The organism is Nostoc sp. NMS9, from assembly GCF_017114995.1.
In the GTDB taxonomy this organism is placed as follows: Bacteria; Cyanobacteriota; Cyanobacteriia; order Cyanobacteriales; family Nostocaceae; genus Nostoc.
The window spans coordinates 1-26,131 of record NZ_JABXKL010000026.1; the positions used below are offsets into that span (position 1 = coordinate 1).

Annotated in this window: 17 protein-coding genes and 1 pseudogene; 9 read left to right on the forward strand and 9 right to left on the reverse strand. The window is 40.7% G+C overall.

Annotated elements, in window-relative coordinates:
- A partial coding sequence (locus HWQ40_RS09130) for a FecR family protein (RefSeq protein WP_292776832.1) occupies positions 1 to 923 on the reverse strand: 923 nt, incomplete at its 3' end.
- Positions 924 to 1,595: 672 nt separating this feature from the next.
- Here HWQ40_RS09130 and HWQ40_RS09135 point away from each other — a divergent pair.
- A complete protein-coding gene (locus HWQ40_RS09135; RefSeq protein ID WP_292776834.1) occupies positions 1,596 to 2,897 on the forward strand; it encodes a hypothetical protein in 1,302 nt (433 codons plus the stop codon).
- A 69-nt stretch (positions 2,898 to 2,966) separates the two neighbouring features.
- Here the strand turns inward: HWQ40_RS09135 and HWQ40_RS09140 are convergent, their stop codons facing one another.
- Complete coding sequence (locus HWQ40_RS09140) at positions 2,967 to 3,788, reverse strand: sulfurtransferase (RefSeq protein WP_292776836.1); 822 nt, start codon at positions 3,786 to 3,788, stop codon at positions 2,967 to 2,969.
- 26 nt (positions 3,789 to 3,814) lie between these two features.
- Here HWQ40_RS09140 and HWQ40_RS09145 point away from each other — a divergent pair, with 26 nt between their 5' ends.
- The 4 genes and pseudogenes from HWQ40_RS09145 (at position 3,815) to HWQ40_RS09160 (ending at position 8,597) form a co-directional block, all read left to right on the forward strand.
- Positions 3,815 to 4,738, forward strand: a complete 924-nt coding sequence (locus HWQ40_RS09145; protein ID WP_292776839.1) for an MnmC family methyltransferase — start codon at positions 3,815 to 3,817, stop codon at positions 4,736 to 4,738.
- A 498-nt stretch (positions 4,739 to 5,236) separates the two neighbouring features.
- Positions 5,237 to 6,481, forward strand: a complete 1,245-nt coding sequence (locus HWQ40_RS09150) for a two-component system response regulator (RefSeq protein WP_292776841.1) — start codon at positions 5,237 to 5,239, stop codon at positions 6,479 to 6,481.
- 203 nt (positions 6,482 to 6,684) lie between these two features.
- A complete protein-coding gene (gene glmU / locus HWQ40_RS09155) occupies positions 6,685 to 8,064 on the forward strand; it encodes a bifunctional UDP-N-acetylglucosamine diphosphorylase/glucosamine-1-phosphate N-acetyltransferase GlmU (protein ID WP_292776843.1) in 1,380 nt (459 codons plus the stop codon).
- Positions 8,065 to 8,175: 111 nt separating this feature from the next.
- Positions 8,176 to 8,597, forward strand: a pseudogene (locus tag HWQ40_RS09160) (DUF29 family protein).
- On the opposite strand, the gene HWQ40_RS09165 reads toward HWQ40_RS09160, so the two are convergent.
- Both HWQ40_RS09165 and HWQ40_RS09170 read right to left on the reverse strand, forming a co-directional pair.
- Complete coding sequence (locus HWQ40_RS09165) at positions 8,588 to 9,541, reverse strand: isoaspartyl peptidase/L-asparaginase (RefSeq protein ID WP_292776847.1); 954 nt, start codon at positions 9,539 to 9,541, stop codon at positions 8,588 to 8,590. The pseudogene HWQ40_RS09160 and the gene HWQ40_RS09165 overlap by 10 nt on opposite strands.
- Complete coding sequence (locus HWQ40_RS09170) at positions 9,541 to 9,735, reverse strand: DUF2256 domain-containing protein (protein ID WP_094350216.1); 195 nt, start codon at positions 9,733 to 9,735, stop codon at positions 9,541 to 9,543. Before HWQ40_RS09170 ends, HWQ40_RS09165 begins: the two co-directional genes overlap by 1 nt.
- Positions 9,736 to 10,777: 1,042 nt before the next feature.
- On the opposite strand from HWQ40_RS09170, the gene HWQ40_RS09175 reads away from it, so the two are divergent.
- The 3 genes from HWQ40_RS09175 to HWQ40_RS09185 all read left to right on the forward strand — a co-directional run bounded on the left by HWQ40_RS09175 (position 10,778) and on the right by HWQ40_RS09185 (position 11,634).
- Positions 10,778 to 10,984, forward strand: coding sequence for a hypothetical protein (locus HWQ40_RS09175; RefSeq protein ID WP_292776849.1), 207 nt, complete (start codon positions 10,778 to 10,780; stop codon positions 10,982 to 10,984).
- Between the two features lie 87 nt (positions 10,985 to 11,071).
- Complete coding sequence (locus HWQ40_RS09180; RefSeq protein WP_292776849.1) at positions 11,072 to 11,278, forward strand: hypothetical protein; 207 nt, start codon at positions 11,072 to 11,074, stop codon at positions 11,276 to 11,278.
- 107 nt (positions 11,279 to 11,385) lie between these two features.
- Entirely contained in the window at positions 11,386 to 11,634 is a 249-nt protein-coding gene (locus tag HWQ40_RS09185; protein WP_292776851.1) for a hypothetical protein, read from the forward strand.
- 985 nt (positions 11,635 to 12,619) lie between these two features.
- Here HWQ40_RS09185 and HWQ40_RS09190 read toward each other — a convergent pair.
- The 5 genes from HWQ40_RS09190 to HWQ40_RS09210 form a co-directional block, all read right to left on the reverse strand.
- A complete protein-coding gene (locus HWQ40_RS09190) occupies positions 12,620 to 13,477 on the reverse strand; it encodes a PEP-CTERM sorting domain-containing protein (protein WP_292776853.1) in 858 nt (285 codons plus the stop codon).
- A gap of 837 nt (positions 13,478 to 14,314) precedes the next feature.
- Positions 14,315 to 17,371: a hypothetical protein gene (locus HWQ40_RS09195; RefSeq protein ID WP_292776855.1), complete on the reverse strand. Its 3,057-nt coding sequence runs from the start codon at positions 17,369 to 17,371 to the stop codon at positions 14,315 to 14,317.
- Positions 17,372 to 17,401: 30 nt separating this feature from the next.
- Positions 17,402 to 20,170 carry a tubulin-like doman-containing protein gene (locus HWQ40_RS09200; protein ID WP_292776857.1) on the reverse strand — a complete coding sequence of 923 codons (2,769 nt, stop codon included), beginning with the start codon at positions 20,168 to 20,170 and terminating at the stop codon, positions 17,402 to 17,404.
- Positions 20,171 to 20,191: 21 nt separating this feature from the next.
- Positions 20,192 to 21,964 carry a VWA domain-containing protein gene (locus HWQ40_RS09205; RefSeq protein WP_292776859.1) on the reverse strand — a complete coding sequence of 591 codons (1,773 nt, stop codon included), beginning with the start codon at positions 21,962 to 21,964 and terminating at the stop codon, positions 20,192 to 20,194.
- Between the two features lie 740 nt (positions 21,965 to 22,704).
- Entirely contained in the window at positions 22,705 to 25,626 is a 2,922-nt protein-coding gene (locus tag HWQ40_RS09210) for a GAF domain-containing protein (RefSeq protein WP_292776860.1), read from the reverse strand.
- Between the two features lie 292 nt (positions 25,627 to 25,918).
- Here HWQ40_RS09210 and HWQ40_RS09215 point away from each other — a divergent pair, with 292 nt between their 5' ends.
- Complete coding sequence (locus tag HWQ40_RS09215; RefSeq protein WP_292776861.1) at positions 25,919 to 26,110, forward strand: hypothetical protein; 192 nt, start codon at positions 25,919 to 25,921, stop codon at positions 26,108 to 26,110.
- The last annotated feature ends 21 nt before the right edge of the window (positions 26,111 to 26,131 follow it).

The window sequence follows — 26,131 nt, forward strand, 5'->3', positions numbered from 1 at the left end:
GGTGTTGGATTTGTTGGGGTTACGGGTGTTGGATTTGTTGGGGTTACGGGTGTTGGATTTGTTGGAGTTACAGGTGTTGGTTCTGTTGGGGTTACAGGTGTTGTCTCAGATGAGGTATTCGATGTTGTCTCAGATGAGGTGTTCGATGTTGTCTCAGATGGGCTATTTGAAGGACTAGGAGTTAGCTTCATTTCAAATACTCCCTCGCCTTTTATTGGTGGCTGTGCTTCCAAAGCCGCAGCAGTTTCGGCTTGAACACTGGTGATTGCAGGATCAGGTGTAGGCACAGGACTCTGCCTGTTCAAATCAAGTTCCCGAACCATCTGGCTCGTTTCATAAAAATTTCTTAGATCAAAATCATATAACCTCTGAAATTCGCCTTTAATTATAATCACCATTTGCCCTGCTTCCAACACCTGACTTTGAGAACCTTTCTTGTTAAAAACTTCAATGCCGCTATTTGTCAGCGCACCCACAATCGTGGTGTCTGTTTGTTGGTCGTAGCGTACAAATAATGCTGAACCACGAATTGCTGCTGCTGCATTTGGTGTTTGTATACGTGTTTGCCCCTTTCCTGGTGGGATGAGCAACAACACAGTCCCGTTTGTCAGTTTAAAGTCACGAGTCTTCGGCAAAAATTGAAATAACGCCTGTTCTCCAACTCGTGCCAAAGAGCCATCATTAAAACGCAAATCTGCTAGGGAAGCTCGACCAGTTGACAGCCCGTCCCCAGGAGTCATTGCATCTAATTTGCGTGCAGGACGTTTCTTCAATTTATCTTTGGGTATCAGTTGTACGATGTTGCGGAGGTTCTGAATCTCTGCTCGCGTTAGAGGAGTTGTAGCACTTACCCGATTTGGCAGAGGCAGTACTATAACTCCCCATAAACCAATCACCAATAATGGAAACGATTTATAAAACATAGTTTGAGAAATTTTTACCTTCAACTAATATCATAAAAATTAAAGTTTAAGCTAATGCTAATTGTTGTAAGAGTTTTTCTGGTAAATTGGTTTAAATTTTAATTTAAATTTAATCTCTAAAATAGATAACAATTGAAATCAATGACTCATATTTTATTTTTGAAAAAACTCAGTACACATCTATTATCTTTTTTCGTGTCTACCTGTTCCTTCTCTACTTAAGCAAGTTCATGAATCAAATTGGATTACTATATGTCTTTAGTTGATTTAAGTTTTCCTTCTGAAACTTAAATTGTATGCAATAAAGTCTGTAGCAGAGTTAAAAGTTAGTATTTGATATAAATAATTAAATCAGAAGAACTTACATATAATCCTTTATAATCAGTTCAGCCAGAGGATCATTAACTATGGGGAACAATAACTTACTAAGGATTTGTTGTGAAATTACCCACTAGCTGTATTTCACTAAAATTTAAACAGCAATTTCATGGTAGCATCTCGGTTTTACAAAAAATCTGGGAAAAAATCCGAAAAGCAGCAATTTTAGTTTGTAGTCTAAGTATATACCTACAAAGCTAAAATAGATGCAATCAACTGTATCTTTGTAGTCGGAACTTCCGATACAGCTTGTGGGTCTACATTTGCCAAACGCAATCAACGCGATCTAACCAGATGCGACTCAAGAACTGGAAAAATTTGTTTTTTTGTATTTTGTTAACGTCTAGTGGTGGAAGCTGGTGTTGCATTAGAGTAGATGCGGCAGAATCTGCAATTACAGATGTTTGGCATCCTAATAATTTAGCAACTACACAGGTAACTCATGAGCAGTTATGTCATAAGTTGGAGCAAAAGGCAATTAACTCTTTGTGCAAGCTGTCGAGTGAGTCACATACTTTAGATTCTCGGATGCGGTTAAATCTGGCACAGCAAACACCAGAAACGACTCAAATCCCAGATCAAACCGAAGAACCTATAGATACTCAAAAGCAAAATGACCCGCCACAGCTAGAATCGCAGCCAAATAATTTGCCCATATCTCCTTCAGACTCAAAAGAGCAACTATTAAATTTACCTGAGATAGAATATTCCCAAAGGCTAGAGAGGTTGATAGAACTGCTGCGATCGCCAAAACAACCGTTTGAATCTGATAGCGATCGCGAATTGGGGTTGCGGGTGCGGTTACGACCTCTAGAACAACGGCTACCACCACCGACAGAACAACCTGTACCTCAGTTTAAACCTATCGGCTATCTACAAGGACGTGTCGGCTACTTCCAAACGAGTAATATATTTTCCTCAAATGATAGTCCCATAGAAGATGGTTTAATTATTTCTGGACTGACACTAGCCTCTACATATTTCCCTTTAGGATCTAAGACTTTTTTAAATGGCTCAATTGATGGCAATCTGATTCGTTATATAAACCAGTCAGAATATCATTACAACCAGGTGAGATTCAATCTCAGTATTTACCAGCAGCTATCCCAACGAATGTTTGGAGAAATCAGTTGGAGCAATCAACAGTTATTTTATGCCAACAGCAGCGATCGCCTGGATAGCTTCAAAGCAGGCGATCGCTTTTTAAATGAAAATTCCCTGCAACTGTCTTTGGGACGCCGAGATCCCTTAACTTCAAGATTAACCCTAGATAGCTTCTACGAATTGAGTGTAAATTTTGCCGATCCCCAAAGTCGTAATCGGATAATCAATTCCTTTTGGGTGTCTCTGAACTACTACTTGCAAAAGCCTCTCCAGGTTGGTATTGACTACCAAATGAATTTATCAGACTTTACACAGCGCGATCGAGAAGACGAATTTTACCGGCTATTCGGACACTTAAATTACCGAATATCCGACAACATTAATATGAATATGCAGGCTGGAGTAAGTTTAGGTAGTTCAACCGCCGAAAACATTGATTTTGATGGCTGGTTCTTCGCTATTAATTACAGTTTGCAATTAGGTAGGTTTTGAAATTTGTCATTTATCCTTTGTCCTTTGTCAAAAATCAATGACTAATGCCCAATGCCCAATGCCCAATGACTATAAATAGGAAATCCAATCACTCCAGCTACCAGCATAAAGTTTCCCCTTGCTAATACCAGCTAATTCTAAAGAAAGTAAATTCACACAAGCAGTAACGCCAGAACCGCAATATACCAAGATTTCTGCGGCTGTTTTTAGCTTTTCCCACCGACGCCGTTGTTCTTCTGGAGGGAGTAGGTAGCCGGAAGAGTCTGTAACTTCTTGCCAAGGATAGTTGACTGCACCGGAAATATGTCCAGCAATTCGATCGATTGGCTCTCGTTCGCCTCGATAGCGATCGCTCTCTCTTGAATCTACCAATACTACCTCGTGGCTATCTTTCCGGCTTTTCACCGCTGTAATATCTACCACCTTTTGTGTTTGTACTTGAGCTACAAACGTACCCATCCGGGCGGGAGGAATAACATCTGTAACAGAATATCCAGCTTTTTGCCATCCAGTCAAGCCGCCATCCAGTACTGCTACTTGCTCATGTCCTAGATAGCACAACAGCCACCATAGACGAGCCGCAAAGGCAAAGCGCGAATCATCATAAGCTACAACTAAACTTTTTTGGTAATTTACCCCAATCGCTGCCAATTTGTTAGCTATATCATTAGGGTTAGGTAAAGGATGTCTCCCGCCATGCTTACCCACTGGACTGGAAAGATCCTGATTCAAATCTAAGTAATATGACCCCTCTATATGGCTTGTTTGATACTGTTGTTGTCCTAGTTGTGGATCGGCTAAAGAAAAGCGACAATCCACAATAACGACTTGCGGATCTTCTAGATGTTCAAACAGCCAAGCTGGCGAAACAACAAATTGGGGATTAGGCATTAGTCATTATTTAGTTTTTTTGTAAGATGTCAGACTTAGAGAATTTTACACCTAAGTTAACAGCAGATGGTTCTTTCACCTTTGTCTCTCAAGAGTTTGGTGAATCCTTTCACAGCCATTATGGAGCGCAGCAGGAAAGTTTTTGCAAGTTTGTGGAACCTACTCAACTGGCTACAGCAGCGCAAAAACCTATCTTGCGACTATTGGATGTTTGTTATGGTCTAGGATATAACACAGCTGCTGCTTTGCAAACAATTTGGGCAGTGAATCCTAGTTGTTGTGTTGAAGTAATCGGTTTAGAACTGAATCCAGCAGTTCCACAAGCGGCGATCGCTCATCAGTTATTCGACAATTGGAACTGTAACTATATTGAAATTTTGAAAAAGCTAGCTTTTGAGCATCAAGTACAAACACCTTGCTTGAAAGCGAAGCTACTAATTGGCGATGCTAGAACTACGATAACACTAGTACGTCAGTCAGGTTTCTGGGCAGATGCAATTTTCCTCGATCCCTTTTCACCACCACAGTGTCCTCAATTATGGACTGTTGAATTTATTAAACACTTGTCATTGTGCTTACATCCAGATGGTTTATTAGCCACCTATTCTTCTGCTGCTGCTGTACGTACAGCGCTTTTGTCTGCTGGCTTGGTGATAGGTTCTACCCCACCCGTAGGAAGGCGATCGCCTGGTACCGTGGCAACACATTCTAAAAATACTGAGTCTAAAGACCACTTGCCACTCACTACCCTTTCAGAAGTTGAAAAAGAACACTTGCTAACTCGTGCTGCTATTCCCTATCGCGATCCTCAATTGAGCGATCCAACTGAAGTCATAGTCAAGCGGCGACAACAAGAGCAACAAAGCTCTTGCCTGGAACCTGCCTCCCATTGGCGAAAAAGGTGGCTATTGGGAACACAAGGCAGGGATTTGATGGGAACTAGCTTGTAGTTTGATTGCAATATCATACAATATGCTACGCCTATAGACTGCAAGCCTAATTCAACGAGTTTTTACGAGCCAAATAGCTTATCTATATGTTAGTATTCAATATTACATACTATTTAACAGTACTGGAGTATTGCTATAAGTGAGTAAAAACATTTATATCTAATGATTATTATAAAGACTTGAAACTCAAAATCCGATATCTCGATATAAAGCAGTCAATTATAACGCTTTCTGACGCCACAAGCCGAAAAAATCTCCGTAAAAAACCTGATTTAACATTTGTGAGAATTTATCATACTGGAATTAGAAGCAAAAAATTTGACAACAAGATACACCTTGTTCGTACTAGAAAAGATACATACTGCGAAAAATTCTGATGGCAGCTTGACATCATGCATAATCCATATCGAAACTCTGACTCAGATACCGTCGAATCTTAAATTTGTTTTTAAAATCTGACACTGTTAACTAACTTGTGCAAAAACTTGGAGTGCCTTTGTGATTCAATGGAAATCCAACCATACAGACTTTACAGAAAAAATTGTTAATGGGTCAAACCCCATTAGCACAGTGAAGAGTATCGGTTCAAATCATGCCGTAGAATCGCAAAATGCGGAGGGTTATTCTTTAGGCTTATCTCAAGGAGACCTTATGCTTGAAGATAAACAAGCAATGTCTTCTTGGATAAAATCTGATGTTAATTGTGGTGATGATTCATTGGTCTCTAGAACACTACAAGCCAAAGGTTCTAAAGTGAATGGGTTTGATTTAGATCCGCCGAAGGTTTTAGTAGTTGACGATCATGCCGCCAGTCGGATGACTGCTGTTGCGCTCTTGGGGATGGAAGGATACGAAGTGATTGAGGCGGACAGTGGTTCTATTGTTGTTGGATTGGTAACTCAAAAACAACCAGATTTGATTTTGCTGGATGTAATGATGCCAGGAATGGATGGATTTGAAGTGTGCCAATTGCTTAAACATGATGAGCAGACTAGGTTAATCCCAGTAATTTTTATTACAGCGTTAAATGACAGGCGATCGCGCATTCGGGGAATTGAAGTTGGGGCAGATGATTTTCTCACCAAACCCTTCGATCGGGTGGAACTAGCGGCGCGTGTCAAGTCCTTGGTGCGGCAGAAGCGTCTGAACGAAGATTTAGACCATGCTGAACAAGTACTGTTTTCTATTGCCATGTCCATTGAAAGCCGCGATCCCAATACAGGCAACCATTGCGAACGTCTAGTAAAACTAGGACAAGTTTTTGGTGAATACCTCAACCTCTCACGCTATCAAATTCGAGATTTGATGTGGGGTGGTTATCTCCACGATATCGGTAAGGTGGGTATTCCCGATGCTGTGCTGCTAAAAAAAGGCAAACTCACCCCCGAAGATTGGCAAATTATGCAGCAGCACGTTTTGATTGGAGAAAAAATCTGCCAACCACTACGGAGTATGCGCGGTGTAATTCCGATTATTCGTCATCACCACGAACGTTGGGATGGCTCAGGCTACCCCGATCGACTCAAGGGGGATGATATTCCCTACCTAGCGCAAGTATTTCAGTTAATTGATATTTACGATGCCCTAACCAGCGAACGACCTTACAAAAGAGCTTTTACTTCAGCAGAAGCACTTTTAATGATGCAAGAAGAAGCTGATTCCGGTTGGCGTAATCCCAAACTAATGCAGCAGTTTGCAGAGTTTATTTGCTCTTGTCAGGAAAAAGGGAAGAGTGGGGAATAGGGAGTAATGATTTGTAGCTGCTGTAATCAACGCTAATTGGTATGATGATAATCTCTGCTTTTAAGGAGTGAAATTATACCGACTTCTGAATTCTGACTCCTTTGATATTTTCAGTCTTCTATAATTAGCTGGTATGATTTGAGCCGAGATTTTAAAGTACCAACAGCATTAATCACAATTTCACTGATAGCTGATAGCTAATTATGGTAGTTGTAGCAATTCTAGCGGCAGGACGCGGCACACGGATGAAATCACGCTTACCCAAGGTTTTACATTCTTTGGGTGGGCGATCGCTAGTAGAGAGAGTTCTCGAAAGTGTAGAACCACTTTCGCCCTCACGGCGAATCGTGATTGTGGGATATCAATCCGAGGAAGTCCAAGCCGCCATGCATTCAATTCCCAGTTTGGAGTTTGTCGAACAGACTGTGCAATTGGGGACAGGTCATGCTATCCAGCAATTACTTCCTCACTTGGAAAATTACACTGGAGATTTGCTGGTACTTAACGGCGATTTACCGTTAATACGCAGCGAAACTCTTAAGCAGATGTTACAAACTCACATCCGAAATCAAAACTCTGCCACTATTCTTACCTCGCACCTACCTGACCCCACAGGCTATGGGCGCGTTTTTTGTAACGATGAAAATATTGTGCAGCAAATGGTCGAACATAAGGATTGTACGGCTGCTCAAACACAAAATCAGCGGATTAACGCTGGAGTTTACTGCTTTCGCTGGCCAGATTTGGCAAAGGTGCTTCCCCACCTCCAGGCAAACAATGCCCAAAAAGAATACTATCTTACCGATGCCGTGACTCAAGTGGGACAAGTAATGGCAGTGGATGTGGAAGATTACCAAGAAATTCTCGGCATCAACGATCGCCTGCAACTAGCAACAGCATCCGAAATTTTGCAAAAACGAGTCAAGGAAAAATGGATGCTGGCGGGTGTCACTCTCATCGACCCCACAAGCATCACCATTGATGAAACAGTGGAATTGCAGCCGGATGTAATTATTGAACCCCAAACTCACCTGCGGGGAAATACGGCGATCCAAACAGGAAGTCACATTGGGCCGGGGAGTCTAATTGAAAATAGTCAGTTAAGTGAAAATGTCACAGTGCAATATTCAGTAGTCATAAATAGTACCGTACAGGCCGGAAGCCAAATTGGCCCTTATACTCATTTGCGCGGTCAGGTACAGGTGGGTGCTGGTTGCCGTGTGGGGAATTTTGTGGAATTGAAAAATACGCAATTAGGCGATCGCACCAATGCAGCACATTTGTCATATATAGGCGATACTGTTGTCGGCAATCAGGTGAATATTGGTGCTGGTACAATTACTGCCAACTATGACGGCGTGAAGAAACATCCCACCAAAATAGGCGATCGAACAAAAACTGGTGCCAATAGCGTTTTAGTAGCTCCACTCACCTTGGGAGATGATGTCTATATCGCAGCTGGTTCTACTGTGACAGAAGATGTTCCTGATAATTCTCTAGTGATTGCTCGTAGTCGTCAGGTGGTGAAACCAGCTTGGCGTAGGAAAAGTGTTGACAATAAAACCACAGATCAACATAAATAATTCATCGGTGTTAATCGCGGTTGATTTGTGGTTTGAGAGCATAAACCAGGATTTTTGTGAGTTGTCTAATCTAGCTAGATTAGTAGTAAAGCCAAAATCTCAACATATAACATGGAAGAACTGCTAGAACTTAGGCAATTTCTAGAACAAGGCAAAATCCATGAGGCGCTGCTGTTGGTGGATGAGTTAGAAGAAATGAGCCTCGGTGACAAAATCAATAAAATTGATAGTTATAGTGTAATTCTGCTCATCCATTTAATTAAACAAAAGGCCGAAAAACGTTCTACTCGCTCTTGCGATGTTTCGATAGAAAATACAGTACGTGAAATCAACAAAATAAACAAGCGCCGCAAATCCGGTGGTTTTTACTTGAATCAAGCAGAATTAATCGATATTCTGCAACAAGGATATCAAGTGGCACTCAAAAGAGCGGCGCTAGAAGCTTTTGAAGGGCGTTATGAAGCCGAAGAATTAGCTGCAATGTTGACCAGCAAGAAACTTTAGCCGAAGCACTGAAACTGATTCAACAATAGCCAATCAATTCACTATCATTCCATTCCAAAGTATCACCAATTTTTTCGCCGTCGTGGTAGGCGGCGAGTAAGATTTCACTAGTTTTTCCCCAAGCGATCGCTCCACTAGCATCTAAGGCGATCGCTCCCAAATCGCGTTTGTTCTCGTGGGCTTCCCCAAAGGATCGCTGCATGGCCTCCTTCAGTGACATCCCATCAGTGACACGCACTACAATCCGTGCGGCTAAACACTCATCAATGATATCTTCGCCAATGCCAGTACAGCTAACACCAGCATTACTAGTAGCATAATTACCTGCTGGCATCGCCGAATCACTTACCCTGCCAATCCGCTCAAATCCCTTACCACCAGTAGAAGTGCCAGCAGCTAGCTTACCAGATGCATCTAAAGCTACTACACCGATGGTACCGCGTCCGGCATTGCTGGTTTCTAGCAGTTCGGGTTCTGCTACCACGCCAGCCATTGTGCTTTTAAAATTATCCTGGCGCTCTTGTATCCACTCTTGTAATCGCAAATCAGTTAAAGCGTTATAGCTGGGAATTTGCATTTCCCGCGCCAACTCAGCTGAACCGAAATCTGATAGCACTCGGTCTGGCGAGCTTTGTAAAAATTGCGCTAAATCAATAGGATTTTTCACCCGCGAGATATTAATCACACCACTAAACCGCCCTGATGCACCATCCATCAGGGAAGCACTCATACGAATTTGTCCATCAGATTGCAATACTGAACCAGTACCAGCATTAAAGCGGGGGTTGTCTTCGAGCATTTGGCAACCCTGCACCACCGCCTCAGAGGCAGTTGCTCCTGACAATAGCAGAGAATAAACTTCTTCTATTACTGTATGGAGCGATCGGCGCACCGCCTCTAATCCGCCTTTACCGTGGAGAGAACTACCAGCCCCTCCATGAATAATTAATTTAGGTTGCACCTGTAACTCCATTAATCTCTTGCGCTATTTGCGTCTGTATTGCGGTTGGTTTCATTTTGAGCTTCAGAACGGCGACGACGACAACGTTCTGAGCAATATTTCACATCGTCCCAACAATCTTGCCACTTTTTACGCCATGTGAAAGGACGTTGACATACCGGACAGATTTTTGTCGGGAGGTCAGATTTAGAACGAACCCGTCCCATATAAGTACTGTGTAGATGAGAATTTCATTTCTGAGGGAGATGGAAGATAATTATAACCAGTTTGCTAAGAAGGCAGGATAAATTCGACGAATAAATATATTGTCAATCTATCCTTAGACCTATTTGCAACATCTCTTCTAAAAGAAGAGAGGCTTTGAATCTTACTATCCTTCTCTTTTAGGGACTTGCAAAAAATAAATTATCCCAAATTATTTCTAGATTTGTAGGTGTGCAAGGACTTGCATTGGTGTCAACTGAAGGTTAAAGCCAGTCTAGAAAAAGCTTTTAGCAGATTATCTCGCTCCCTGTCGGAGACTGGGAATGCCTAATGGGAGGCAGCATTTCCAGCAAGAGGCTGGAAACTAGATTTTAAAGGAATTTCAGCTTAAGTTGACACCAATGCAAGTCCTTCCGCACCTACGATTATCTGTACCTCACAAAGTTGCAATCTGCTGTAACTTAAGTTGACTGATACCAATGAAGGACATGAAACACTCCTGACAGGTTAGGACAAGGCAGTTTCATTGCCTAAAAGGTGCTGATTTACAAAGGTTTTAAGCAAAAAAATCAGGTGAATAAAAAATCTGATTGCACAAGAAAATGGTGATGCCTCCAGCAAGGTTTCGCCAACGCACTGGAATTGACTCTTTGAGATAGTAATTTTTCGATTACTAACTTCCCCAAATTTATTGCCTATGTTGTTGACAATATCCCTAATAGATTCGGATGAAATAGCCCTGGAGGTTAGGGAGATTAAAAGTGCCTAAAGTCATCTCGAAACACTTTTCAAAAAACCTCTAAATAGTAAATGCCGTAAGTAGCTTGATAATACATAGCAAAACACTTTTCAAACAATTTCTAAATACTAGATACTGTAAGTAACTTGATAGTAGAATGTTTTTTCGTTTTTAAAATAAAATTTACGTAAAGCTACTATTAATCGAATTCTAATAGTGCTATTGTTTGTATGCCACTAAAAAACAAGTTGTAGTGGCACGACAACAAACAAGTTGACCTTACTAATTCTTAGGAAAGTAAAATCATGATTATCAACGATCTTTCTCATGTAGAAACCGTTCTTGAAAATGAGAATGTTCAAGGTGGAATAGCTTTTGCAGATGCTAAGGTAAAAGCATTCGCTTTTGGTAAAAACATCACTACCACCAGCATTGTCGTTAGCACTGTTGCTGTCTCCAAGAAATACAGCCTATCTTCTAGTTACGGTGAATCTAGTTCTGCTGCCGGCTAAATATGCCTTAGTACTACAGTGTACTACAGGGCATTTTAGATAGAAAAATTGCAAGTTGACCTTACTAATTCTTAGGAAAGTAAAATCATGATTATCAACGATCTTTCTCATGTAGAAACCGTTCTTGAAAATGAGAATGTTCAAGGTGGAATAGCTTTTGCAGATGCTAAGGTAAAAGCATTCGCTTTTGGTAAAAACATCACTACCACCAGCATTGTCGTTAGCACTGTTGCTGTCTCCAAGAAATACAGCCTATCTTCTAGTTACGGTGAATCTAGTTCTGCTGCCGGCTAAATATGCCTTAGTACTACAGTGTACTACAGGGCATTTTAGATAGAAAAATTGCTGAAAGTTTTTGATAACTTTCAGCAATACATTCGTTTTTCAAAGAGAGCTTTTTTATGGAACGATTAAGAATTTCCGATCTCAGTTTTTGTGAAGATGAAGTTTCCGATCTTAGTCAAGTACAAGGGGGAATTGCATTTGCTTACGCACGTAGTTATTCTACTGCTAACAAGAGCAGTTATAAAGTAGGCAAATCCAGTATTACAGGTACTATTGAAGGTGCTATTGCTGGCGGTATTGCTGGCGCTATTACTGATGGTGATAAGGCCATTGCATCTGCCAATACATCGGCAGCAGTTTCCTAAAGCTGGCATAACCAAATTCTAGGAAGCTTTTATGGACATAGCCTATAAAAGCTTGTTAGGAATATTTCTATACCTCTGTCTTATACTACATATAGCAGTATAAGACAGTAGGTAAAAGCGACACTTCGGCGTTGCTCAATGACTATGCTTGTTTTTGAGTTCAAAGCTTATGAAAAGTCAGCCCAGATAACAGCAGTAGATAATGCAATTCTGACTGTAAGAATTCATTCAAAATAGCTGTATTTGGCTATAGATGAATGTTAAAAATACAGCTAAAAAAAATTTGCATAAATTATTGAATTGATTGTGCTGTATTTGCAGCTAACTTTCCTTTTGCTAATGAACTTAACTCAATGGCAAGACTTACCAGTGGAGAACAAGCATGGTCTTCTATCTCTTGGTTTTATGACAACTGTAAAAGGGGTACTTCGGGTTTAAAACCATTCATTTTTATAGCTATTTATTTGCATTTATTTTATGCTTGTATGTCAGGGTGCAAAATCACAAAACTATTTGCATACCTAATGACTTAAAGTTTCCATAAATGCCATTTCCCCTTAATTTTTTATTTTTTCAGGGAAGACGCTTTTTATAGCGGTTCTCGTTTATGTGAGTTACACCCGTAGTGGCATGGCAAGCCATGCCCCTACACCTTGTGATATAAAGTTGTGTACCGCATCTGAATGGGAACCGCTATATTATGGTTTCTAGACCGTGCAGAGCGAACATTAGCCAAAAGTAGAAAGAATAGAGTAGGGACAGAGCGCAGTTCGATATATCCTCTGTCTCAGTTTCCTAACGGTTTTGCTGACCTTACAGAAGTTTGCTACCTTTTGGTATAGAGCAGCGCATAATAGCAACCCCGAATAACTATTACCGTTTTGGTCTGGCTTATCAGTCTCTTTTAGCCAGTTCGCTTTTAGGATGGATTAATGTGACTTTGCTTTTGCTATCCATGACCTGAACTTCTCTTAGTGCAAACATACTAAACAGACCTTAAATCCTTATTAACCAACAACGCAGCCGAAGAAGTTCTTTTACGCTTGCGTATCGAGACAGCACCAAACATAGTGCAACTAAACAGCGAACCTAGAATTGTTGAGGGTTCTGGGACAGTATAGACGCTCACCTGATTACTTTTAGATTCTATTAATAATAAACGAGTTGACTTATCGAAAGTACGAGAATATTTACCTTTAAAGCTAGTCAAAGCATATTCCTGTGTTCCGCCAAAAAATTTATCAATAGAAGTCTGACTTGAATCAAGAGTTATGTTACTACTCGGTTCAAATACAAAAGCATCATTGTTACCTATAGTTGATAAATTTCCAGAAATCTTGAAAGAGTCTAAAAGATTACCACTATCACTGTCGTATAACTCATATAAGAACTCTCCACGAGCATTTGCACGTTCAGTCAGTGCATCATCAATGGATGTTTTAAGGTTAAATAAGCCACTGAAATCAAAAGAAAACTCTTTGTCTACTATAAAATCATAACCGATAATCGCAGCGAAGCTTTCCGCCGACCCTGTATAGCCATCACCCTGACCTTGAGCTTGGCTGAAGGACAAATTAGAGGCAGAGTTGTTTGCATCGATATTAAACTTAGCCTCAGCCTTAGCATCAGCAGTTACTTGACCACCTGTGCTAATTGCTGTGGTCACATTATCAGTCAAAGTCCTAACATCTAAAGGGCTGCTACTAAAGTTGTTGATGTTGAATTTTGACTCAGAATATGCAATGGTAGCAGCTTGGCTCGGTAAGGTTGCCAATATCGAAGTAGCGATCGCTGGAGTAGCTAGTGTCAAAAAACGCTTTACAACTTTGATGTATTGTTTCATACAATTACTCATTTTTACTTTTATCATGCTAGGATTGTAAATTTGTCATGCTTACTGACTCCTTGCTAATGAGCAGGAGTAAAATATAGGCAAGCATGATGGACAACTTGGGAAATTCTCAAGCCGTTTTTGTCTTATGCAGAAGAAATCTTCTCTTCTAAGAACGAATGTTTATTTACCGTTACTGCACCGAAAATTCAGTAATAACCGCATCAGTGATTTAGTCATAAATCCGGGGCAGTAGATAATTGGTTACATACTTATACTAGCCGTGATCGATTTGTTTCTTGTAAAGTTTGAGTGAAACGGAGAGTTTTTTTATTGGTATTTACGTAAGGATTTATAGGACTCATATCATATTTTTGAACAAGATTTCAGATAAAACCCTTATAAAACAGGCTTTTCAGTCTCAGTATGTTTTCAGAAATCAAATCGGAGTCCTATAGGTAGGGAGGAGTTGACATAAGTGATGTTGTTGCCAAAGCATCCTTTGATGAGCAAGGAAGTCATTGTAAAATCAAGCAACGATCGCCTGTACCAATTGTCGAAGTCAGAATTGTAGCAATCCGGTTTGGTTAAGGTGCACTCTTAAAAAGCTACGGTGTACACACAAGTCCTAAAAACCTAGCTTGATAAGACTTTTCTCGTTCCCAGTCCGAAACTGGGAATGCATTCATTGAGTCTATGACTCAATATCTGACTGGAGGCACAAGGTTTTGCGCCCCTACGTTCCCGGAGCGTCCCGCAGGGATGGGATATTTTTTTACTGGAAGCCCTTTAGGAGTTGGGTTAGGTCTATATTAAATTTCCAGAGAAGTAAAAAAGGTGATTGAATGCCTAATTCAAAGGGTTATAGTCTGAGAGTAGATCATCCAAAAGCTTACGTTCGTAAGGATTTAAATCTAAGGCAGATGTTCCGAATTCCTGTAATTTATGGTAGATAAAATCACGTTCAAATGTTTCGATACGTTCTTCTAAGTCTCCATAGAGTTCCTGAAGGGTAAACTCAGTTGCTAAAGCGAAGGCAATTTGTTCTCGGTCTTTACCAATTGACCCACCCTTGAATTGATAATCACCTTGAGAATGCTGGGATAGTAGCCCAAGAGCGATCGCTAAGATCACTTTCTCATAAGCTAGTTTTAATTCCCTACCAGAACCAATTTCTTCTGGGATTAAATCGGGAATGTTTTCGTCTAGCTCGATTTGTTCGCTTTGAGTCCGTTCGTAGCAGTCTCGATAATACTCAATTTGACTGAGAAAATAAGCCGGAAAGCCCAACGAACGGGTCAAAATACACAATCGTTGCTCATCTTCAGCTACCAAAGCGGTTAAACTACGACTAAAGCGACTGTAAAACGCAAAAATCTGTTCTTTATCTTTTGCTCCCACCCAGAGGGTAATCTCCCGTTGAGAAGTTGGGTTTAAGTTAGTGTCAATATCTTGAATTCGCAGCAACAAATTAGCGCTATCATAAAGTTGATTCAAACGCAGAGTAGCTGTATTGGCGGCAATTAAATCTGATTGCTTTAATACTTCGCCAAGAGACAAGTTACCCAATTGCTCGAACTGCTGGCGAACAAAGGGCATAAGTTGGTTCTGAAATTCTTCAGCAGAAATTTTCCACGACTGAGAACGGCTAACCTGTTCCTGAGTAAACTTCTCTGTCGTTAATCTGGAAAGGAAACTTTGATAATAAGCATCAATATCCGCATCAGTTAGAACTGTCAGCCGAATTTCGGAGAACTTCGTGGTCGCTTGATCGCGTTGAGCAACTAAATTATTGTATATCTCAGAGAAATCGGCCAGAGTTTGACGTAAGGTTTCAGTTCTTTGTTTAGCTGTTTTAATCAAATAATTCAACGCCTCGACACGGAGATTTTGGGCGTATAAATCGTACTCTAACTTTAATTGTTCATTATAACTGCGACGCAATTCGACGGCGGTTGCTTTAATAGTGCTTTCTAGGCGTTTAATTTGTTTCTGAACCTTCTGAATGCGATCGCGAATATTAGTGCTGTACTTGAGCCAAACAATACCTAAGTAAGTCAAAATTGTTACCGCAGTCCAAAGGAGATAAGTAACTAAGTTAGCCCAAAACTTTTGCAATAATAGCCATAGTGTTGATTGACTGAAAATTCCGGTCAGAACCAGCAAGGCTAATAAAGCAGCAGTAACCAAGATAGGATAAACGATCAGATACTGTGAGCGAAAACGGTTTTCTTCTGTTAGCAGTTCATCTAAGTTATCTGTGGCTTTTTCGAGCTGATTTTCAATGGCCGTTAAGTGGTTCTGAGCTACAACGATCGCAGCTTCGGCTTGTTCACGAGCGCGAGCGATCGCCATAGAGCGAATTTGTCGAGCTTGTTCGATTTCGGCATTTAAGGCTTGACGATAGTCAGCAACTGCTGTTTCTAGCTGTTTCTGAGTTGTTTGTAGCTCTTGCAGTTGTTCTTCAGACTTTCTTTCAGCTAAACCATCTTGTAATTGTTGCTGCCGCAATTTTAAGGATAGAACTTGGTTGAGCAGCTTTTGAGTGGCTTCTCGATCAATTGTTACCTGCAATCTTGAGTCGAGAAATGCTTCAGCCGTTCGCAGTTCTGTAACCAGATTCTGGGATTGATCGCCAATGGCATCCGTTTGCAGTTCCAAATACAAAAAGGTCAATATGTTTAATAGCCTAACTCCTTCATGTAAGCCTCTAGGTGTAGCATCGACATAGCGATTTATGCTGCGATCTAAGAAGCCGGTTAGGTTTCCTTGTAATTGTTTGCAACACTTTTCGAGCGTGCGCTTATAGGAAAGTAGCTCTTTATTTTCAAATTGCCGATAAGCACGTTGCAATTCCATCCCATATTCCCGCGCCATGCCAGCATGGATGTCAATACGCGGATTAAAATCTTGCCAAACTGGTTTGCCGTTATCTCGTTCTAACTGCAAAAAAGCATTACTGAAATCTTCGCTGAGGACAAATTCTTTGGCATCTAACAGGCATTTACGGCTTGCTTCGGGAGTGAATTCTGCCTTGGGTAAAAACTGCTCCATGATAATATCGGCAGCTAAGGCAGCACTCAAACGATTAATAGTTATTTCTCCAGCGAAAAACAATTCTCCATAACCAAATGAACTATAAGCGGGTATTTTCCCCCGTACTTTTTGTACGCCAATCAATAAGCCGTTGGTTTCCGGTTCCACGGTGAGAAAACCTGCCAAAGCATCAGCATAGCTAGGTAAATTATCCCTCAGTCCGCCAATTCGCTCATCCATTAGCCAGCAGTTATCAAAAGGTGGTACTTTTTGAGCACCTTTAATCACAACTCCACTGGCCATTTTGTAATCTAACTCTTTCAGGAAGGCGTAAGCAGCACCGTAATCAGCAGTTGTGGCTTGGGTAAATAATCCTGGCAGTAGGAATAAAGCTTCTAAACTGTAAGGAATATCTGCAAAGTAGTTAGAAAATAGCCAACGAATCAAGCGTACTATGTCAAAAACTAATCCCCTAGCAAATTGATTGCTGGCTGATAGCATGAGATATACTCGATGGCTGCTACTGATTTCCACTCCTTGGCGTTTTGCTGTGATCGCTTCTTTTGATTGACTAGGCGTTTTCAATAATTCAATCAGTGCAGTTTGCAGTTCGCCTGTCGCTTCGCTGAACTGGGTACGAATTTTGGAGACATAAGCTTGTTTACTATGAGTTTGAGCCAGATCAAAACTCGTGTCAGCAAACTGATCTAACTCGCCACTAAAGCCAAAAGCTTGACCATCCCAAGTTAAAGTATAAGTTTGAATTAAAGAGCTTTCGGCGGCGGGAAATTCTTGTAGTTGCCGTTTAATGGCTGCACAAAAAGCGGCACTGTGAGGATCGAGTGCAAGTAAAATAGTTGGTTTTGGCATGGGAACACTCTCAGAGTGCAAACTATGGGGCTAAATAATCACATCTAAATCTTCCAGGTAGGCTTCAATTTCCTGGATTTCCATTTCTACCTGTTCTTGAATCTGGGGATCAACCTTACCTCCCTTTAAAACCTGATTGAGGTGATTGATGTAGTTTTGCAAAGTAAATTTGGCTTTGTCTTGGTCTTCGTGGGTAATACGCTCAACTTTGTCAGCAATTTCCTTGACTAGAGGCAAGTTACTTTTGAAAGTTTTAAATGCTGATTTGCGTAGGCTTTGCCCGCCGTAGGCATCGCTTCCCAAAGGCAAAACTCCGCCCTCTAATCTTTTCGCTTGTTCTGTAGAAACGAAATATTTCCTACCCTGATTGACAATCAATTTATATGGATCGGGTGCCAGCGCTAAAGCAAACCAACGCAACGCCCCACCGTCGTCTTCTGGAGGAATTAAATTTGCTAAGTTTGTCCAATTACGATGTAGGTGCTTAAAGACTTTATTCGGATCTAGGTAGGCTGACTCCATATCCCTCATTCCGTTGAATGCAAATAAGGGAACACCAATTTCTACTCGAAACAGCATCACCTTATGGGGTTCGCCTGTTGGTACGAAAGAAGGATTATTATTTCCTTTAGGCAAACGACTAGAAAGAGGCGGATCGCTAAAAATTGTGTTGTTGCTCTCTACTCCGTAGTAATAAAATTCTGTGATTACGTGCTGCTGTTGAACGGGAATTTCCGTTTCTTCATACTGCCAAAGAGGAACTGCAAGCTTGCCAAGTTGTTGCAAATCTTGCCCTGCATCTTCGGGATTACTATCTGCTAAAACCTGCTCAACAGTCATACTGGTGAGCGGATAGTAAGCTTCATCGACAAATTTTATAATTTCGTTCTTGACATCTTCAGCTTTTTTCTCAGACCAATTCGTTAAAGTTTGAGACTGTTCTCGATACCAACGGATAAAATCTTCGCCAGTAACTTTGGGGCGTTTTGATTGGAGATTGATACGCTGAATGGTGTGAATAAAAGGATTATCGTTACTTCCTTGACGGTTGGCTTCGTGATAACTCTGCTCTAAATCTCGATAAACTTTATCTAAGTTGCTATGTAGACGCTGACACTTTTCTTGGATTTGCTCTACCTTAGCCCGCAGTACACCATAGAGTTCAGCCGCTTTATCACACCGTTTCCAATGTAAATAAGTCTTCCACTTTTGGTCAGCCCGTTCTTTGTATCTTTGGCAAGCGGCTTGAATAGTATTTTTATTTGGGAACCAAGTTTCTGCGGCTTCTTTAATTTTTTCTTCTTGTGGTTCTAATTTCAAAGCATTGAAACTAGATTGCGTCTCTTGTGACTTGCGCTGCACGCTTTGCTGTAATTCGTCTAATTTTTGGGAAAGGCTACTCAAAAATTCCAAAACATAAGCTAGTCCATTGGGACGATTCAGACTGCGTTCCCAGAAAGTTGCGATCGCAGCTGTTGCAGTCTGCTCTAAGCGATAAAAACTCAATCCCAATTCTTGAGCCGTCCGTTGTTCAAATTGATCTAACTGTCGTTTATAGAGTTCTTTGATGGTTGACAAAGCTGTGCGATCGTGACGGATTTCACCAATTCTAAATTCAGGTTTCATTTGTCCGCCGCGATCGCTTTCAGTCAACGCATTCAGGATAGTAGTCGCTTCTGCTAACTTGCAATCTTCTAAAAACCGGGCGATGTCGCTTTCTAAATCAATTGCTGGGGTAGATGCCATTAACTCATTTTTCAGTAAGCTTTGAGCATCTTCTAATTTCATCCGCTCGTATTGCTGTACTGGCAGAGTCAGGGTAGCAAAGCCAAAACTACAGTAATTTATATTGCGCCCTCGAACTTTTTCACCATTTCCCAGATAAGCGCGAATGTTATCAGCAACGTTAGCAGCATCTAGACCGATTTGAGAACCAATCTGGATGTACAAACCATCTGCAACTAAATTTTGCAAATCGTCTGGACGACCAACTACAGTTCCATTTTTGTTAACTCCGTCAATTAAAAACACTGCATCAAAGGGAGGGCGATCGGCTTTGATTTTTGTGACACCATAATCAATCTCAATGCTATTAGATGGTGACAATCCCCAAAAGTGTTCGATTTCTTTAAGAGCGCCATAAGCATTAGACTTCACCAAGTGAGTTTGGGGAATATTGGCAAACACTCTGGGTAAAACAAATACCCCCGTAATATTAGAAAAATTATTGAGATGTTGCCGTGTTAAAAATGCCACATCTAAAAATGTGCCACTGCCCGTTCCACCAGCCAAACTGCCAACAATAAAAACTTCGACACCATCCCGACTGGAAACTTGAAAGTTATCTGAAAATGCTTGTTTGCTAGTGCGAATTTCGCGGACAGCATTGATTGCTTGATCAATTAAACCTTTAATATCGCCTACTCTCGCAAATAAGGCGAGCCGTCCCCGTGCACGAATCTGTCCGGCACCACTGATCAGGGCGGTTGCTGGAATGTCCCTAGGCCACCATTCTGCGATGTGGTCGTTACGTGTTAGCGGTAGTGGATTTGCGACAGAAATTGCATAAAGTTCATTAGGTTCTAAGAAAACCTTAGTTCCATCAGGTGATTTTTCTCGTTCTTGGATATTTTCAGTAGTATCAATAGAAATAAAACGAATAACTTCTGGAACTGAGCCGTAAACATCTATAAATCGCTTTTTAAGTTTGAGTACAACTTCATAACCCGTTCCTCCTAGCCCGATAACAACGGTAGGACGAAAAACAACCGTGGGACGCACAACCGTGGGACTTAACATTCACTTTCCTGTGATATTTATTCAAAAGTTTGTCTGCCCACTGCTTGGCTCAGAGGGTCTTTGGTGTTCAATCCAGTTAAATTGCAACTTAACGTTGCCAATCTGGATGATGTCCTCGTCGAAGAGTTCATCTGTATTTATATTTTTAGTATTGACAAAAATTACACCTTTCAAACACTGCAAATCTATATTCTTTTTGCCTGCCCGCCAAACTGTGACTAACTCAGCATCAGAATTTGTCGCAGCAATGGCTGGTATTAAATCACTCAGGCATACTCTGTCCTTCTGTAGGTGAGTCAGACTAATCTCTTCGTCTTGCGATGATTGTGGCAGTGGTTCCAGCACAACCAATGCTCCTTCTAAGCGGTTGCGGTTGCGGAAATCTTCGACTAATTCCAAGGGGGTTTTGCGTTGAATCAAACAAACTACTATTAGGGCAATTAACAACACCAACAGCACTAAGAGCAACCAAATAACTATTTTCCGCCATAGGGGCATCAAAATATACAGATGAACTTCCGCACTGACAGGATTAGCAATTGAGTTATCTGGGGTTAGGATTAAGGTGAAGGTGCGATCGCTTGCAAAACTGTTATCAGTAACCTGCAACTGCACAGGAATTTTAGTTTCTCCTGGTTGTAAGGATATGGCTGCTGAAGGTTCTGCCATAGAAACGTCTTTGAAATTGCCTTGCAGTTGTAAGCTAGCGGTTCCAGATATATTACTGCGAATTACCAAAGTTTGGGTTTCAGTGGTTTTCCCTGCTTCTATTGAGCCAAAATCTATCTTTGTCGGTTGTATTTGTAGTTTTGACTGAATGGTTACAGGTAGGTCAATTTTAATTGGTGGGATAGCCTGATCTGCGCTGATCAACACCAAGCGCAAGTTATTTGCGCCCCCTTTTGCCTCTGGTGGTATCTGTAAACGCACGGGAATGACTGTTGCTTGATTAGCAGCTAAGTCGATGGTGCGATCGCGTGGAATTAAACGAATACCACTTTGATTGGGGTCTTCCAGTTGCAAACTTACCTTAGTATTGATATTACTGATGCTATTAATATTCAGCGCTTCAGTAGTTGCTCCCGGTAATACTGGCGGCAAATTGGCAGTGGATAAATTAACATCAAGTTTGGGTTTAATAAGCGCTGGTCGGATATTTTGAGCTAGTTGGTTGAGTTGAACTCCTCCAGGATCTCGCAATACCTGCCCCTTACCGCAAAGTGCTGGATTGCTAGCAAAGTCATTCAGTTGCTTTTCGTGTTCTTTTAATCCTAAAGACACAAAAAATATATAGGGTTTGCATTGTTGCTCACGTAGAAATTGGGTATTGCCAGGAATAGAAACAGGATTAGGAATACCACGTACATCTTCTAATCCGTCTGTTAGAAATACGATACTAACAGTACGACCAAGAGCATCAGCACGTTTATTTAACAGGGCAGAATGTTGCAAAGCCTTTTGCACAGCCTTACCTGTATGAGTACGCACACCCTCAGCTTGAAGTGAGCTAATTATTTGCTTGAGTTTACCTCTGTCTGGATTACTGTTAATGGTGATATCATTGGCGTTTAGGGTGACATCTTGAGCGAAACTATAAATAGTAACAGTATCGCCTAATCTGGCCGTGTTAACAAATTCAGTAATAGAATTTTTGACTGGTTCAAAAATGTTTTTTGTTCCACCTACACCACGCATGGAAGCAGAAGTATCTACTACTAAAATCCAGTCAATTCCCCCTTTAGGAGTAGTCTGAGCAGATGCACTACAAAAGTTAGTAATTGATATTAGAGCCAAAAAAATAATGCTTCTGATTGAACTAAATCTCAACCAATGCTTGAAGTATCTAAAACTCATTGATAGATTCCTCCAGGCATATAAATTTTATATTGGTCTTCCTCAAAGCGGTAGCTTAAGAGTTGAGATTTAATCCTCTTGATGCTTTTAAATATCTTGTCATAGTATCCAGATATTCCTCTTTGCAGTAAACTTAGATTCCGTAAAATTACAGTTATAATTTTATGCACTGATTTCATTTTATTACCTAATAAAAGTAGGCTTTTTATACTAGTTTTATCCCTAATTTCGATATAAATATTTGATTAAATATGTAAAAATGATATATTTTTTAAAAAATAGATATTAATTTAATTATTTATAAATATTTTTAGATAAGATGGCGAAATTAAACCAATATTTAAGTATTGGAAAAGCACTAAAGAAAATTGCTAATTACTTCCTTTATAATATTTGCGGATGGACTTTATAGAAAATTTCGATTAATTTTGGCTGAATATTTATTTTTTAAATTAAAAATAAATGGTATGGATCAGCTTTTTATCAAGTTACATATTAACTACTATTATAAAAAATGTCACGTTTTTCTGTAAATATTAAAATTATCAAAAGCTACAATTTTAGCTCTTTGTGGAATCAGTAAATATATCCAAAATAGTTGAGATAATTGTCAAGATAATTTTATATTTCCGTTTAATTAGCCTTGACAGTTACAAAGATAAATTGTTAATGCTTGTGCACTAAGAATCATGAATAGCTAACGGCAACAACAAGCGACTGACTACCCGATTATCTGGTAACTGATAGAAATTCAACTCTCCTCCTAGTTCTTGCATGAGGTTTTGGCAGATCGCCAGATGTAAAGCTGGTGGTTGGTCGAGGTTGGAAGGAGCAAGCAGATGTTTCGGTATATTATCATGTAGTTCCTTGAGTAGCTGTGGTTCGATCGCACCGTTATATGTGATCGATAATTCTAGCGATGTCTGATGTTCAGCCCCTCCACTTGTAGAAGAATATTTTGTATCTGAGGGTTTTGACGCATCTAAACGGCGGCACCAAATATCTATTCTGCTACCTGTTTGAGAACGGTTACAGGCAGTAATCAATAATTCATGGATAACTAATTCAATTTTGACAATATCACCAGCGATCGCCATTGCAGATTGAGCGCTGGAGGTAGGAACGCCTCTAACTAATGAGGAATTCTTGGGTGATTCCTGCTCGTCAATTGGTTGTCCCAAACCATGTACACCAATCCACAGCTTTTGTTGTTTAAGTAAATTTTCGATCCGTTCGAGCGATCGCTTCAGTAAACTGGCTATGGGCATAGTTTCCCAACTAATATGTAGCTGCCAGTTCTCAAGTTTTAGCATTCCACTCATGGAGGTGGCTGTATGGTCTAACTGCCGCAGCAATAGCTGGTAGCGCATCTGAGTCAGTTCATTAGCAGGAATGCCCAAATCGTGTATTTGTTTAAGAGAATGGGCCGTTATTCTTTGAATTTCCTCTAGACGACGATGTTTGTACCAGTTAAGTTGTCGTAATTCTTCGGTTGTGGATTCTAAAAGTCGGGTAATTTGCTTTTCACGACGCCACCAGGCTAATTGAGAAATCAGAGTTGCTGTTGCACTCAGGTTTTGTTCTGACCAGCGACGCTGTTGATAGTCTACAAGCAACACTACACCAGTGGTTTCATAATCAGCAGTTGTACGTAATGCCATTACCAAAATTTGACTTTTGTCTGGAACATTCAACCATTTCCGGGTTTCTGAAGGTAAATTATCCACCTTCAAAGTCAGGTAAGTCTCTGTAGCAAGTGCCCACTGAATTAAGGCTTCAGCCTGGATAGAAATAGATACATCAGAAAAAATCCCAAATTGGCTATTGTCAATCACTCCAGGGATAATTTCTGCCCAACTTTCACTAGGTGCCCAGGATAGCATTAGCGCTAGGGGACAGGCCAAAATTGATGCTATTTGTTCGAGTGCTGTACGTTCTAAATGCTTTTTTTCGACCTCAATCCTGTTCTGGGATTGTGTCAGGATGCGTAAGCATTGCTCAAATGCCTGGGAAGTTTTTTGCTGCTGGGTGGTGCGATTATGTAATTGCCACTGACGAACAATTACACCAATCTGTTGACTGACGGCCCACAGCAATTCTTTTTCTAGAGTTGTCCAAGAACGATGGGTTTCGTGAGTGATGACTAAAAGTGCTGCTGGTATATGTTCATGAGTGCATTTACAAACAAGTAGCGATCGCACATTATTCTCTAACAACGAGGGTCGCCAATTAAAAAAGCGCAAATCTTCATCTAAGTTCTCAATTTCCACCGCCTGAGTTGAACTTTGCAAAAGCTGCCCATCTAATTCTTTGAGAGTATGAAGGGTAAATGTCAATGGTCGGCGATTATGGGGCTGACTTTGGTAAGTAAATTGATAATTCTTCTGCTCAGGGTCGTACTGCAACAGTAAAAAGCGGGTAGCACCTAATCGAGCTAAAACTTTTTTAGCACAACTATGTAAAGTTGTCTGAAGGTCATGTTCGCTATAGATACCTTGGGCAACTTGGCTAGTTAGTTGAGCATCCTCTTGAATCTGTTTGATAGTGCTTTCCATGCTTTCGGTAGGTGTAACTAGGGAGATTAAACCAGCAACACCCTGGACGAAATTTTTGTCTGTGTCTGTCCAGATGCGAGGTTCATTGCTTTCCACCGCCAGAAAACCGACTAAGTTCTTTTGCCAGATAATCGGAGCTGCTAGGAGCGATCGCACCTTCAAGCGTTGCAGCAATTTAGCTGTAAAATGGCTTTTTAAAGAACTGCGAGCATCACCAATCGAGACTATTTGGTTAACTGCCAAAGCATAATAAAAATCGCTCAAGTCCTGTACAGTCATTCCCGCTGCTTGCTGACTGCTAGAATTGCGATCCATTTTGACCAGTTGATTGCTCATTCGACACCAAAAGTAGCGCCCTTCCCGCTCAAACCAGTAAACATTTGTCCGGTTGGGAGAGACAAATTTATGAGTTGCTTGCACCGCTGCTTCAAGTCTTTGATTCAGGTTACTGAGGGTGCGTAAATTTTCTAGCAATTCTAATAATGGCTCGTCGGTTCGCCTGGTTTGCTTTTGCTGCTTATGCATCTCATTTTGATAAAGCACTGCCCCCAGTTCACCTGAAACCATCATCAAACGTGCTTTTGTTTCTCCTGTCAGTAGGTAGCCCCAGCGTTCTGAACCTAGTAATACCAAGCCCAAGCAACGGTCTTTATAGCGAATTGGTAAAATAATCGTTCCTTGGATGTGGAATTTTTCGGCAATTTTTCGCCATTCAGCGGCACGGATTTCAGTTTGCAAATCAGCTACGCCTAAAGGATGCTGTTCAATTACTACTTGCTCTAATAAATCTCCAGGACTGAGAACAACCCTTTGGCGTAAAAAGCTCATGTCGCGATCGGGTGTGATGCCTCCTTTACCGAATAATATGTGATTCAGGCGATCGTAAAGAGCAATCCAAATCAGTTTGTAGTCAAACTCTTCCTTGAGATAAGAAATAGTAGTTTCAATCAGAACGTCAACATCATCTTCTTCTCTGAGGCTCTGGAGGACGCGCCCCAAAGAGAGGATCTGCTGTTCGGCGGCTATAGGTTTTTGTGGCTGCCCCATCTGATTTATTGGTTAACATAACTTGTAATATATAAGATGCCCAGAAAAGCACCCTGAGTAATATTGCCACAAGTGTTTAATGTTGAACCTTGACAGATGAATAAGCGGTTATGTACCCACAAGTACCTACAGCAAAACAAACCGTTGAATTTTTCTTAGTTTGCGTCAGATTAAGTAATGTACTTCAGCCAATTAATATAGTCAGACTTGATGAGAGAACCAACCAAATTTATATCTTGGCTGGCGATGACATAGAAGTGCTGATTTACCCAAACGCAAAAGTGAGGTTTTTATGACCGATATAAATCTTGCCGCAATGAGCAGAGAGCAATTGAGAGACTACGTGAAAAAACATCCACAAGACCAGATTGCATTCCAAGCATACATGGACAGACTACAAGATGAACCTGGAATTGATATCACTTCAATGGATCAATTTGAGCAGCTAGTCCGCAAGAAAATTAGACAATCCCAAGCCGAATGATCTGCAATAGCCCCGAAAATA